A 14,327-nucleotide genomic window follows, 5' to 3' on the forward strand; every position below is an offset into this window, starting at 1 on the left:
GGTGGACTACTTGTTGGTTGTCTAACTTCTGCAACATACAAAATTGACTTTTGTTGTCTGCAGGAAGTGATGTCTTATGGGAACAATAAGGTTGGGAGGGAAGAGTGGATGAAATGAAAAATAGAAAATTAGTCCTCCTCGTCGGATTATTTGTTTTGTTGCTTGGGGTTTTTGGAGGGGTACAAGCAGGAATCGCATCAGAAGGAGTTGGCGGTCAGGTAACAGTTGAAGGTGGTATCACGTTTTATGAAGAGTCCAGCGAGCCGGTGGCATCCTCAGCTAGCACCTCTGAAAGTAGCTCAACTGAATTGCCTTCAGCTGGTGGCGGTAAGTTGCCGCAAACTGGCGAAATAGTTCGCAATGTCAGTCTCATCAGTGGTGTCGTCATTTTAGCATTGTTTTTACTTCTACTTTATCGCAGGAAAAAGGAAAAAGATAAAGAGGAGGGCCAATCATGAAAAGCTTAAGCAAACGATTGACAGTCTTGACCCTATTATTGCTTTCGTCAACGATGGTTGGCGGGATATCAGTCCAAGCAACGTCAGCTTCGCATAGCATAGGAAACAAAGGATCCGTTACTGTTGTCGGACCAGATGTATCCGACTTAATTGATCCGGAAAATCCTGAAGTCATTGTTGATCCAGGTGAAGGTTACTCAACGACAGGACCGCTAAGAATTGACTTTATTTCCGACCTAGGCTTTGGTCTTGAAAGAATCACCGCCTCTGAACGTACCTATAGTTCCTTGGCACAACTGTTCCATTCAGACACTGAACCACGGGGCTATTATGTACAAATTAGCGATTACCGCGAAGATGTTTCAGGTTGGCAGCTCCAGGTAAGTCAAGAGTCTCAATTTAGAAATAGTGTCATTCAAAACATCCAGGAGCAGGAGTTGCTGGGAGCGACATTGTCCTTTACAAAGGGTTGGGCTAATACGAATGGCGATGAAAATCCTGGAAATATTGAAGTAACCAATGAAGCAATTAGTATTTCTGAGATAGGCGCAAATTATACGGTAGCTGTTGCTGGAGAAGGAGAAGGCAAAGGTGTCTGGACAATCGCATTTGGCGGTTCAGCCGGATATCAGCAAAATGATCCAAACGGCACGTTAGTACCACTGATAACATCAGAGGAGAAACCTCTAATGGATACAACATATAACAAACAAGCTTACGGAAATTCAGCAGTCCAGCTGAGTGTACCTACGAATACCAAAATTCATCCATTACAGTACACTACGCAATTAAGATGGACTTTGGTTGCTGGACCAGCGTAAGACAATTTAATTTTTGGCATTTTGGGGCAACCCCATTTGTAAATAAAAAAACTCTAGGAGGAAGAAAAATGAAGTAAGAAGATTAAGTGCGGCTGCTTTATTAGCAGTATTGGGAGTAGCGACAGTAGCGCCAGTTGCAGCAGGTGCAACTGCAGAAACACATTCAGTAAATAACACAGGAAAAGTAATCATCAAAGCAGGTGAATTGAATCCCGACACTGACCCAGTTGTCGATCCAGAAAAACCAAAAGAAAGTATTGATCCGAGCGATCCAGATTTAGAAAAACCAGATACACCGCCAGGACAAATCGGTATGTTGTTAGCTTCTCCCCTTGATTTTGGCGAGTTAAAGGTTAAAAGCACGACACAAACAGCAACGGCAGCTGCTTATATGGCTGGCCCATTAGCTGCAGATGGCTCATCAGTAGTCACAGATTGGACTAGTGATGCAGATAAAGTTGAGCGGGGAAACATTGTTACTTGGGGCGACATGCGTGGTACAGATGCTGGTTACACAGTTACAGCAAAAATGACACAACAATTTACCCACGCAACAGATACAGGCAAAGCTCTTACAGGCTCAACTTTGACTTATAACAATGCTTTACTTGCGACTCGTCCTGATGAAAGTACTGGCGATACAACGGGTGGCTTGACACCAGCTAATAATTTCACTTTAGGGATTGACGGCGAAGCAAAAGCAACTGCTACCAGTATTGGTGCGACAGCTGCAGATAAGACTATTGCCGATTCTCAAGTAATTGTTACCGCAGCAAAAGATTTTGGCGGAGGCCATTTCACTTTAGAATTTGGTCAAAGTGCAGGCTATACTGGTACAGGTGGAACAGCGGGAACGGCAGCAAAAGCTATTACTTTAACTATTCCACAAGCAACTTCTCAAAGTATGTCAACCGGTACTTATGAAGCTGTAATTACATGGACCATGAACTGGGTAGCATAAGCTACTTTCCCAAATGAAAAAATGAGAAGAGATTGTGATGTAAGTCAAAACAGAACTGAAATTTCCGAAGAATATCTGGCAAATGCTACTATATATTGTGAATTTGCGACGAGGATTTATTAGATCGCAGGAGAAAATATAATGTAACACGGGAAATCGGCTGTAAAACTTATCTCATAGTCTCTTCTTTATTTTGAAAAATAGTACATAAAGCAAGCAAATGATTTGGTCTTCGTTCATATCATAAGAAAAATGGAGAAATAATATGAAAACAAACAAACAAAATAAACTCATTGTATTGGCATTCCTCCTTCTCTTATTATTTTCTTTTGGAAGTATTAAGAAAGTGCAAGCGACCACAGAAAGTGAGGCGCAGTCTAGCAGTAATTTTTCAATATTACCTGTCTTTCCGGAGAATCAGACGGATACAGGACTGAGTTATTTTGATTTAATGATGTCTCCCAGCCAGCAACAAACTATCACGATTGATATCACCAATGGGCAGACAGATCCGGTCATCTTGGATTTAACCTATAATTCAGCTAAAACCAATCGGAGTGGCGGCATTGAATACGGACAATACAATATTGAAAATGATGCCTCGTTGGTTAATGATTTTGTTGACATCGTTACCGGTCCCGAGTCCATTGAAGTGTCTGGCGGCGAGACAATTCAACTAGAGCTTGCTATCCAGATGCCAGAAACGCCTTATGATGGAGTGATTGCTGGCGGCATTACCTTGACGCCTCGAGTGGAGGAAACGGAGGAAAGTCAAACCTCAGGAAGTACAGTTAAAAATGCCTATTCCTATGCAATGTCGGTTTTGCTGCGAGAAAATGACACAGAACTGCAACCGGACATGCAATTTAGAATGGCCTATGCCGCCACACAAAATTATCGCAATACAGTTTATGTCAGTTTATCCAATGTTATCGCTACTTACATGGAAGGATTAACAATTGATGCTCAAATCACCCAATCTGGCAGCGAAGATGTGTTGTGGGAATCTCGAAGTACAGCAATGCGGATGGCACCGAATAGTTATATCAATTATCCTGGCAGCATGAACGGTGATCGGATGGAGCCTGGAATGTATACCGCCCACGCGACTGCCTATGCGGGTGGGCAGACCTGGGAGTTTACCGAGGACTTCGAAATCACAGAAGAAGAAGCAGAAGAATACAACGCCCTTGATGTTGGTTTGGTCCAAGACCGTGGCCTTGATTGGCGCTTGGTTGCCGCTATTGTAGCAGGTGTCGTGGTGCTCTTAGGGCTTGCTTTCCTAGTATTCAAACGAATTAAGAAAAATAAAAAGAAACAAACAAACGATAAAAAGTCTTTAAAGCAGAAAAAGCGCAGCTAGCAAGAAAAATGGGGGATAGCCGATGACGTTATTAGAATGGGGAATACTTATAGGCATCGTCGTCACTATTATTTTTGGTATATTAGTGGTCTTTAATTTAGTGCAATTGATTGTCAGAAGAAAAAAGCTGCGTAGTTTACCTAAAAAAGAACCAAAAAGTAAGAAGAAGCGTCGTCATTTGCTGCAGATGCGTAAAGAACTGACTACTGGCAAAAAATCAGCCTTGAAATTTATGCTAATTTTTATCATACTCACTGGAGTTGCCGGCGGTGGTACAGCGTATGCCACCCACTATCAATCCACCAATTTATCAGAAACAGATTCTGAATTGGTTGTTCAATCTTATCTGCTGTTACGAGATTTTGAAACGCAAATTCAAGCATCTGGTAGTGAATCAGCGGAGCAGGATGCTGTTTCAAGAAATATTCGCTACCTCACTACTAGCTTAGCCACTTATGGCAGTAAATTGGCTAGTACGGCCAACACAGTAGATGGGCAAACCGTTTTAAATAAATATTACGCAGCAGTTGGGGAGCTGGGGATGAACGCCAGCCGAGAAATCAATGAGTTTTATGGCAATCCAGAACTAGTTGTCACCTATGAAAGTGATATTGAGAAGATTAAAGCGCTAGAAGAAGCGGCCTATAGCTATTATCAGGTGGATCAGGCGGCGATTGATAGCCAAATTACTGAGCAGGAACAGGGTCAAGAGTAGGAAATGAAATTAAGATAGAACGAACGGTTGGAAAAGAATGTCATAAGTGCTATATGGCATATACAAAGTGATACATACTTTAAAATATTGAATTTTAAGGAGTGGAGAAATCCGCTTCTTTTTTTTGTGTTTAGGATAATTGTTAGGCAGTATCTTGATTACTTTGTAACTATATGCGCTTTATGGCAATCATTTTTTTCGTAATTGAAAGTGTAAAAGTATATATAACTCTCACTGATTTATTTAAATATAATATCACCACTACACTTTATCTAAAAAAAAAAAATCAAATATTTTTCTATGATGATATGCAAGAGGAAATGATAATTGTCTCTCCTGATTTTTGGAAAGCTATGATCTAGATTCGACATCTGGATGAGTTATCAATTTTTTCCGCCATTCTATATTTGGAAGAATCTCCCTCTCGAAAAATTAGAAATTTGTGAAATCGCAAATCAATTTCCTGTTTTGTAAATTATAATGACGGTTATCTTTAACCAGCTATTTCTAAAAAGTGGACAAGAACAGACTGTAGGGGATACTTTCTATGAAATATAACTAAATATAATTGTTTTTTTTGTTATTTTTCCTATATAGTAAAAAAAATCTTCTTTTTTGACTTGACACTCTAAAACGTAAGTTCTATATTATAAATATAAGTGATTTAATTTATAAAAATACTCTTATAAAAGATTATAAATGTTTGGATTGGTATTTTGTATTAGTTTTTACTCAAAAAAACTAATTTAAGTAACAGAAAAACTGTTATTGTGATATTTTACTCATTTTTGAATTGAGTGAGGATCAAGCTAAGGAGTGATAAAAAAAGACAATAATGATACCGAGTAAGGCGGGTGCCATGATGGGGCAAAAAATGTCAAAAAAGGCTAAAAGAGTAGAAAGTCCTAAAAAAAAAAATCAAAGGAAAAAACCTTCTGACACTAGCCTGAATCCGTCGATAGCAGTAAGAAAACAAATGCTTGTTGAAAAAAAAGCAAACGATTTAAAACCAACAGCAAGAGAAGTAAGCGTTGTTAAAAAGAAACCATCGCAAAAAGCTAAACCAAAAATAAAAGATCAACAATCAAAAGCTGCTTCTTCAAAAAAGGCAGCTGTTTCAACGCCGTTAACTAAAGCATCGAAAGGGAAGGCTGCGTTAGCTAAACAAAGAAAAACAAGGGCGAAGCCCACTACAAAAAAAGCAGCTCGTTCTCACCAGCCTCAGCGTAGTCAAAGCAAGCAGATGGGGGGGGAAGGTGCCAAGATTACGATTGGCAAACTCGTAATTCCAATCGACAAGCGCTTTGTTTTAACGATTTTTTCTTGCATTTTACTAGCTGGAATCATCATGTTGATTGTGGCGACAACGATTCGCTATGACATAGTCACGGTCGCTGACAATGCAATGGTACCAGTCGAAGAAAACCAAAAAGTTGCAGTAGATTCACAAGTTCGCATTCAGCGCTATGATTTGTTGGCTTTCCATTTATCTTCTTCAGAGTTTTCAGGAGAGTACATACGACGGGTGATTGGCATGCCAGGGGATAGCATCTGGGTGGAAAATCAAACCATTTTTATCAATGGTGCACTAGACGAGATGATTTCCCTCAGACCCCAGACTTATGCCAGTCAATTACCGTCAGGGACATATTCTTTCACAACGACTAATCAAAATGTGATTGAAGAGCTGCAGGGCTTCAGCAATATCCCATCAGAGAGTTATTTAGTTTTATCCGACACGACAGAAGATGATGGCGGTGACAGTCGGGATTACGGATTGGTCAATGCCCGTAATATCCAAGGTGTCGTCACCTATCGAATCTGGCCGTTGACAGAATTAGGCGATATTTAAAAGTTGAAATGAGAGGGGGAATGTGGAGTGAAGAAAAAGTTTTGGTCACGGGCTTTGCTGGCGGCGATTGTCTTATGCGGCTTGCTAGGCACTGGCCAACGGGTTTTTGCCACTTCAGCGGGACTGAATTTATTGGTTTCCCCATTATTGCCTGACAATCAAATTACGACAGGCGTGAATTACTTTGATTTGTTATTAGAAAAAGGCGAGGAACAAACGGTTACCGTGGTGATGAACAATCCAACGGACCAAGATCGAGTGATTTCCATTCAAGTGAATCCCGCCACCACCAATTACAACGGAATGGTGGAGTACGAAAAGGCTGACCCAAATGAAGATTTGGTACCCTTTGATATTCGCGACGCTGTCGAGGTGGAGCAGGAGATTGAATTAAAGGCCAATGAAACCATCGATGTACCGGTCACAATCAAGATGCCGAATGTCGATTTTGATGGGGTCGTCGCAGGCGGCTTGAAAATTCGGGAAATTACCGAAGACACTGAAGCAACAGAAGAATCGGAGGAGGCTACCGCGGATTCTTCAGTCGATGAAGAATCCAGAGAATCGGTTGTCACCAACACGTATAGCTACGTGATTGCCCTGCTGCTTAATGAAAATGAGTCAGAGGTTGCACCGGAGATTACTTTAGGAGGGATGGCACTCAAAAACATCAAGAATCAAGATGTGATTGCACTAGAACTAAATAATGAAGCAAACGCATATGCTCAAGATGTCCGAGTAGAGGCGAACATTTCACTAGAAGGAGGGGATGTATCCTTCACTTCTGAGCAGTCAGGCATGAAAATTGCTCCAGCCTCAACCTTTAATTATCCAGTTGAGGTTGACTCAGATTTACCAGCTGGCGACTATCTCGTTGAGACGGTCGTGTACTCAGAGGCAGCAGAAGATGGCGCATACGAAGCAAGCGACGGCACAACCTATAACTTACGTTGGGAATTAAGCCAAACTTTTACCCTTGAAGAAAGGATTGTTCAAGGTAACAGTGACACGGGTTCTTTTATTCCTAAAAATCATAATTGGATTTATTGGACGGGCTTTGTCGGACTTGCAGCATCTTTTGCCGGGATGGCATTTTATCTGCAACACAAAAAATTAGGCGCAGGTTAAGCATGACTGTGAGGAAATATTGAAGAAAATGTGTACGGGGGGTTAATAATGAAACTGAAAAGAATTATCGTTGGTTTTTTGGCAATCATGCTGGCCGTTGGTGGGTTAGGCATTGCCAATGTATTTCAAGAGACGGAGGTAACCGAGGCTGCTAATGGAGATGATTTTGCAACTGTGACTTTCCGGACGACAGCAGACTATCCTTTTGATGATGGGACGACTGAAAGAGTAGTCCAAGTAGATTTAGAGGCAATCGAGACTATGGAATTGCCGTTATTTGAAAGTACCGACAGCGCAAGTTTTGTCGGTTGGAACTTAACTTCGAGATTTGATGCTTTAACTACTTTGCATCCTAATGAACTAGTTGTGGGTACCACGTACTCACCTGCGACATTGTTAAGACAAGGATTTTATGCAGGGGATGAAGCGGTCTTTACGGCAGTGACCGCAGCTCAAGGGGCTGAGGGTTCAACGGATATGTATGAATATGGCCAAACGACAGGGTCAACAAGTCGTGTGCCATCAATTTCGACGGCTTCGCCTACTTCGGGTAATCTAATTGTCTACGGCTATGACGGTAGTTCATATACAGAATTTAACAGGTATACCGTTTCTGCAGATAACTTTCGGCAGGCTCTGTATGATCTTTATGCAAATGGAAGCCCAGATGTAGACTATGTTTTGTATGTTGGGGGAGCGACAGGAACTGTGCCTTCCTCTGTAGGGAATAGAACAACAACGGCAACTTCCTATGCTGACGTGTCTTTCTATTCACTGCAAAATAAGATAGGTAGTTTAACGATTACGGGGAATACAGCAGATAATGTTACCGATACACCGGCGACTTCAGCACCGGCAACTTCTGTAAGTAATCGACTTACATTCACTGCGGGTACGACGTTAAACTTCGGGACTAATGTTGAAATTAGAAATATTTGGTATGGCGGAGTGACAAATCTTGCTGCCAATGGGAACAGCTTATATCTGGGTGGTGGTTCTTGGGGAGACAGAGCGGCATATGTCTTTGGTGGTACAAGTGATGGCACAGCTATCACGGCAACTGATGATGTAGCTGTAACAGTTTCTTCGACTGGCTCAGGTACGTGGAATTTATATGGCGGGAATAACTGGGGTGACTTTACCGGAAATTCCTATTTGACCATTAACAATACCAGTGGTGCCATCAATAACGTAACCGGCGGATCAGGAGCAAATACCTTCACCGGAAATACCAATGTAACAATTTACAACACAAGCGGAGCAGTCGCTAATATCAAAGGCGGGAATGATTCTTATGATGTTGTCGGTAATACCAATATAGCTATACATAATATTGGTGGCAATATTTCAGGCTCAATTTATGGTGGTCAACCAGGAGCCACAATTACCGGAAATACCAGTCTGAAAATCTATAGCCTAAGAAATGTACAAAGTATATTTGGTGGAACACAGAGCGGTACCGTTAATGGGAATGTCTCCAACTTTATCCGTTCTACCTCATCTAGCTTTGATATTACTGGAACAAATACTACCACCCAAGGGTTTTTCGGTGGTTCTGCAACAGGTACGATCAATGGTGATATTAGCACTTTAATCGCTGGGTACGGGCAGTATTCAAATACCCAGTTTTCAGGCGTCGGGAACTCTGCGAATGTCGGTTCGAGCACCAATCGTCGGCAAGTTACGACAATTTTGGATACCTCGTTATATACAGACGGGAATTTTTATTACAGTGGAGTCAATCGAGTGAGAGGTGTAGTCTATGCAGACATCCTAAATGTAACTCGGGCCGGCCGCTATAATAATGGATCTATTACAGGCTACAACGGAACTAGCGCCACCTTGTCTTCGACTTTGAATCAGACGGGTCTGGGAGCAGCTGGAGTTGGTCAAGATACTAACTTGAACTCTACGGATGTGGATAATGGTGTGTATGCGACGACATACGATGGCTATTCTGCCGAGCAAAGACGTGCCATAGCTGAATCAAATGCTACAAATCGAGTATATGGTAATGTGACTTCTCATGCCCTCGGTGGCAGTATGTCAAATGCTGCCGATCAAACAGGTTACATGAGAGCTGGTGGCTATGGTGGTTATATTGAGGGAGATACCTCGATTTCGACCGGCATTATCTACGGAGCGGGGCAAGATGCGAGGGCTGGTGGCTACAACTTCGTACGCAACCAAACAACGGATATTAGTTATTACGATAATGCAGCCAACAACATAATGCAAAATTTCGCCTATTTAGTATCTGGTAGTGGTGGTGGGCGTACTAGTCTAAGGACCTACAGCTATGGGGCCTTTGATATTGTTGGCGGAACCGGCGAGGCTGAAGGTGAAAGATACGGCTCCTACCTCTATGGCGATTCCAGCTTAACCCACAACAATGTTTTAGCTCGCTGGACGTATGGCTCAAACTTTGGGGGTGTTCATGAAGGGAATAGTACCATCACATTAAACGGTGGTTTAGTCGATACTCTTGAAGGCTCCGGCTACCGCATGGTACGCCATTATGGGAATTCAACAGCTGTCATGAATAACGGAGAAATTAATTTCTTCTTCTCTGGCGGCGGTTGGGGTGACTGGGCGATGTTTGGCGACGTGTATGCTATTTCAAATGGCGGTGTGATTAACTGTGCGATTGGTGGTACTTATGGTTATCAAGACAGTGCAACGAGTCACTATATCTTTGGCAATACCAACACAGTTGTAACGGATGGGCGCTTTGATGGCTATCCAAGTCATGGATATACAGGCTTTTCCGGTGGGGCAACACATAGTGGGCATATCTATGGTGATGTGTCGCTCACACTAGACTTATGAGAGGCCGAAAATTTTGCTCTGCCTAATACGACCAATATCACTGGGGGACGTGCTTTTAGTAGCAGTACTAGTTGGACAAGTACGACTGTCAATACCATCGGGAAAGCTGATGGGTCTAGTACAGTGACCTTAAATGTTTATACTAAAGCGGGTAGTGACTTGCTCAATGGCGCTAGCCTGTACGGTGATGGTGGACCTGCGACAGTAGCTGGAAGCACTAATTCCAGAGTAGAAAATATCGTGATGAACATTGATGCGCCGGATTCTTCAATTGGGAATCTTTATGCATCACAATACCGAAATGTTAATAATTACAACTATCTTCAAAAAAATGTCGATATCAATGTGCTACGAGCTGGATCAATCGGTGCTTTATCAGGAGGAAACGCTGCCGACAGTATCAATAATACAATTTCCTATAACAGTGGCACTATCTCTCGTTATGTCGATGTCAAATTAGGGACTGAATTACCAGAAAATCCGTTGACTGGATACGCTGTTAAACCTGCTGACGTTACTGATGAAGCCCAAAAAGATATTTCTTTTGGGACTTCTAGTAATTCTACTGGTTTAGTCAACTTTACCAGTCTAGCCGTGCAAAATGGCTTTACAGCCTTAGCGGGTTACGGAAGTATTAAAAATGGTGTCAATGCCACGGCAAATCTACACTACAATCAATACGATAAATTTGGCGATGTCACGATTGAAGATGGCTCTGGTATAGGGGTTACATCCTCTAGTGCCTTCATATCATCAGGTGATTTGACCGTTACTGGCGAGGGTAATATCTATCCTCCTGCCGGTAATGGGAAGATTAATCTCTCGAGTGTAGCAATGACAAATGATACAGATAGGCTGACCTGGCACATGCAATCGGGCGGTTCCGGTACAGTTGCTTCTACAGGTAGTTACTTTGGTTCTGCCAACGCTTATCAAGTGTTGACCTTTACGTCGACCGAGGCTGATGGCACAACACCACGAACGGGTGTGGCCAGTGATATTACTCCGTTGAACTTCGTCGGTTCTGATGACGCTACAGGGAAAACCTTCGTTGGGGATAATGATTTGGTCACCAACGCCAGTTCTACTGCTTCTAGTCATCGAGAATTTGGGATTATGATTCCAGGCTCAGTCATTGATTATGACGTGTCGCCAGATAACAATCCAGATCCGGCGGGAACACCAGCTGTGCTCAGTGCCGGTACCGGTTTGATTAGTCATGATGTGACCGAGGCAGTGCTGGCCAGTGATATTGCTCCAACTGGTGATATTCGAGCAATTGCGACAGTGGCGGCTGGTGTCGAAGCCTCAACAGGTCGATTGATTATTCCGATTTTAAATTCTGCTGCGATTTATCCAACGTTGACCTTTAATCCAGATGATCCAACGGGTTCATGGCTAAGACTTGGAACGATAGATTCAACCAAAGTAGCAGAACCGCTGTATGATGAAACGATTGATGAGCAGCTAACTAGCGATTCAGTCACGTGGACAATGGGCGCTAATACGGGTACAGATGCCAATGAATACAGCTATGCCATTGATATTGTGTTTTCTAATCAGCTTGAGCTGACAGGACGTAATGTCATTGTCACCGAAACGCAAGCAGCTACTCTAACTGATGAAGCAGCTGTTCAAAGTATTCAATCTATTTTTGGCCGGCCATTCTTAACTACTACTTTGAGTCAAGCTGATTTAGATGCACTCCAGGCTGGTTTAGCAGAGGACACCTATAGCATGACGATACCAGTTGGGTATCACATTCAAGATCATGAGTCCAACCCAGTTAACGAGGATAGCGGTACGTGGAATATAGTCGTTGTGCCTGATAGTGCAGTGATTGCTGATGAATTGGACTTTGCTATCTATGCCCATGACGGACAGATGACTCTGGCAGAAGCTCAAGCAGTTACTGATAGATCAGAAATTGATGCAGTAACTAATCCATTTACAATTTTAGCCAGCGATGGCCTTGAAACTGAAGCGACCATGGATCCGCAATATATTACCGATGTTAGTAGTGTCACTGGACCAGCCGACGTCCCCGTCAGCTATACGGCGACTTACACAGGTGAATTTACCGAACGGACTTTGACTAAACCAGTAACAGTTCGAGTAATGGGATACCTGTATCTTTCTCAAGTTACCGATGTCTTTGATTTTGGTAACCAAGAAGTGACAGGGACTACGCAAACCTATTGGCCAACTAGAAGGGTCTACGATGCTAGCGAAACGCCGGCAGATCCTGAATGGACAGCGCCTGGTTCGACAGATATTGTTGTCACGGATACTCGGGGAGATAATCTGACCTGGGACTTATCTGTTAAAGAAATAACGCCTTTGACGGATACTACTAGCAATCGTACGTTATCTGAAATGATTTACTATCAAAATTCTGCCACAACCACACCAGAAGCAATTACTGCGACAGGAATTTCTATTTTAACTGCTAGTAATGGTTTGTCTGGCACGGCTGATTATACTGAAAATTATGATGTGACTTCTGATTGGACAAACGGTGAAAAAGGGATTCAGCTGACTCTGCCTAGTGATGCTCAACGGACAGGTTCATACAGCGGTACGCTAGAATGGACCTTGACCTATACTCCTTAATTTCCTACTTGTAAACCCTGAGGGGGGCCTCCTTCCTCAGGAGTCTGCAAAAATGGATTGTGATGAAAAAGGTATGAATATAACGTTATTTTTGTTTTTGAATCATTCTGCCTAATTTTTTTTACGCTTTTTGTTTAAAAAAATAACCAAATAAGTTAAAATGTATATGTAGATATAAATAATATAAGCTTATAAAGTTATCAAGTGTGTTTATTCACACTTAATATACAACTCTTATGTAACTAGAGAGGCTCATCATTTCATTGAAGGGAGGCTGCTTGTTGGTTGTCTGACTTCTGCAGGAACACAAAAATGAATTTTCCATTAACTGCTGCAGGAAGTGATGTCTTAAGGGAACAGTAAGGTTGGGAGGGAAGAGTGGATGAAATGAAAAGTAAAAAATTAGTCCTCTTCATTGGATTATTTGTTTTGTTGCTTGGTTTCTGTGGAGAGGTACAAAAAGTATTAGCATCAGATGGGGCTGGTGGCCAAGTAACTGTTCAAGGTGGTATTACATTTTATGAAGACTCGAGTGAGCCAGTGGCTTCATCATCGTCCAGTACTTCAGAAAGTAGTTCAAATGAGTTACCTTCAACGGGTGGCGGAAAGCTTCCGCAAACTGGTGAAATGGTTCGCAACTTTAGCTTTATTGGCGGTGTAGTAATACTGGCAGTCTTACTTCTTTTCCTTTATCGCAGGAAAAAAGACAAAGATAAAGAAGAGGAGGGCCAATCATGAAGAAATTAAGTAAACGTTTGACTGTCGTGACACTTGTGATACTTTCGTCATTTGTGATTGGTGGAACTTCAGTACAGGCTACAGCAGCTTCACACAGTTTGGGTAATAGCGGATCTGTTAAGGTTATTGGGCCGGAAGCATCCGATTTAATTGATCCTGAAAATCCAACTGATAATGTTGATCCAGGAGCGGGTTATTCGACATCAGGACCGTTAAGAATTGATTTTATTTCCGACCTGGCATTTGGATTGGAAAAGATTAGTGTTACCGACAGAACTTATAACTCTTTAGCGCAACTTTTCCATTCTGAAACTGAACCTCGCGGATATTACGTTCAGATTAGCGACTACCGTGAGGATGTATCAGGTTGGCAACTGCAAGTTAAACAAGAAAACCAATTTTACAATAGCGTTATTCAAAATCCTCAGGAACAAGAATTACTAGGAGCGACTCTATCTTTCACAAAGGGATGGGCTAATACCAATAGTAATGAAGATCCTGGAAATATTGAGATTACGAATGAAGCGATTGAGATTCTCGAAATTGGTGCAAACTACACAGTAGCTATTGCTGGAGAAGGTGAGGGGAAAGGTGTCTGGACAATTGCTTTTGGTGGTTCAGCAGGTTATTCAAGCAATGATACCAACGGCACTTTATCTCCTTTAGTGAGTGCTGACGAGCAACCTGTTATGGATTCGACCTATAGTAAACAAGCTTTCAGCAACTCAGCAATTCAGTTGAATGTACCAAACAATACAAAAGTTTATCCGGTTCAGTATACGACAACCCTTAGATGGACATTGGTTGCTGGGCCATCGTAACAAAATTTAAATTTTGGCATTTTGGGGC

The 14,327-nt window shown here is 42.1% G+C and carries 11 protein-coding genes; all 11 read left to right on the forward strand.

The features are described 5' to 3' along the window. Window positions 1–113: 113 nt before the first annotated feature. The 11 genes from AC1Z3S_RS03205 to AC1Z3S_RS03255 all read left to right on the forward strand — a co-directional run bounded on the left by AC1Z3S_RS03205 (window position 114) and on the right by AC1Z3S_RS03255 (window position 14,299). Window positions 114–458, forward strand: coding sequence for an EF2685/EF0750 family sortase-dependent surface protein (locus AC1Z3S_RS03205; RefSeq protein ID WP_461739152.1), 345 nt, complete (start codon window positions 114–116; stop codon window positions 456–458). Then, on the forward strand, window positions 455–1,279 hold the full coding sequence (locus AC1Z3S_RS03210) for a WxL domain-containing protein (RefSeq protein ID WP_461739153.1): 825 nt from the start codon (window positions 455–457) through the stop codon (window positions 1,277–1,279). Before AC1Z3S_RS03205 ends, AC1Z3S_RS03210 begins: the two co-directional genes overlap by 4 nt. A 109-nt stretch (window positions 1,280–1,388) precedes the next feature. Further along, the gene (locus tag AC1Z3S_RS03215; RefSeq protein WP_461739154.1) at window positions 1,389–2,240 is read left to right on the forward strand and encodes a WxL domain-containing protein; all 852 of its coding nucleotides are present in this window, start codon (window positions 1,389–1,391) and stop codon (window positions 2,238–2,240) included. Window positions 2,241–2,505: 265 nt separating this feature from the next. Beyond that, on the forward strand, window positions 2,506–3,603 hold the full coding sequence (locus tag AC1Z3S_RS03220) for a WxLIP family cell surface protein (RefSeq protein ID WP_461739155.1): 1,098 nt from the start codon (window positions 2,506–2,508) through the stop codon (window positions 3,601–3,603). 22 nt (window positions 3,604–3,625) lie between these two features. Then, on the forward strand, window positions 3,626–4,318 hold the full coding sequence (locus tag AC1Z3S_RS03225) for a hypothetical protein (RefSeq protein ID WP_461739156.1): 693 nt from the start codon (window positions 3,626–3,628) through the stop codon (window positions 4,316–4,318). A 976-nt stretch (window positions 4,319–5,294) separates the two neighbouring features. Continuing rightward, entirely contained in the window at window positions 5,295–6,170 is an 876-nt protein-coding gene (gene lepB / locus AC1Z3S_RS03230) for a signal peptidase I (protein WP_461739157.1), read from the forward strand. 27 nt (window positions 6,171–6,197) lie between these two features. Continuing rightward, on the forward strand, window positions 6,198–7,298 hold the full coding sequence (locus AC1Z3S_RS03235) for a DUF916 domain-containing protein (protein ID WP_461739158.1): 1,101 nt from the start codon (window positions 6,198–6,200) through the stop codon (window positions 7,296–7,298). 48 nt (window positions 7,299–7,346) lie between these two features. Next, window positions 7,347–10,127 (forward strand): beta strand repeat-containing protein, encoded by a 2,781-nt coding sequence (locus AC1Z3S_RS03240; protein ID WP_461739159.1) that lies wholly within the window; start codon window positions 7,347–7,349, stop codon window positions 10,125–10,127. 123 nt (window positions 10,128–10,250) lie between these two features. Beyond that, window positions 10,251–12,740, forward strand: a complete 2,490-nt coding sequence (locus AC1Z3S_RS03245; RefSeq protein WP_461739160.1) for a WxL domain-containing protein — start codon at window positions 10,251–10,253, stop codon at window positions 12,738–12,740. Window positions 12,741–13,127: 387 nt separating this feature from the next. Then, window positions 13,128–13,478, forward strand: coding sequence for an LPXTG cell wall anchor domain-containing protein (locus AC1Z3S_RS03250; protein ID WP_461739421.1), 351 nt, complete (start codon window positions 13,128–13,130; stop codon window positions 13,476–13,478). After that, on the forward strand, window positions 13,475–14,299 hold the full coding sequence (locus AC1Z3S_RS03255) for a WxL domain-containing protein (RefSeq protein ID WP_461739161.1): 825 nt from the start codon (window positions 13,475–13,477) through the stop codon (window positions 14,297–14,299). The genes AC1Z3S_RS03250 and AC1Z3S_RS03255 overlap by 4 nt, the downstream gene beginning before the upstream one ends. The last annotated feature ends 28 nt before the right edge of the window (window positions 14,300–14,327 follow it).

The organism is Enterococcus sp. LJL90 (assembly GCF_056924355.1).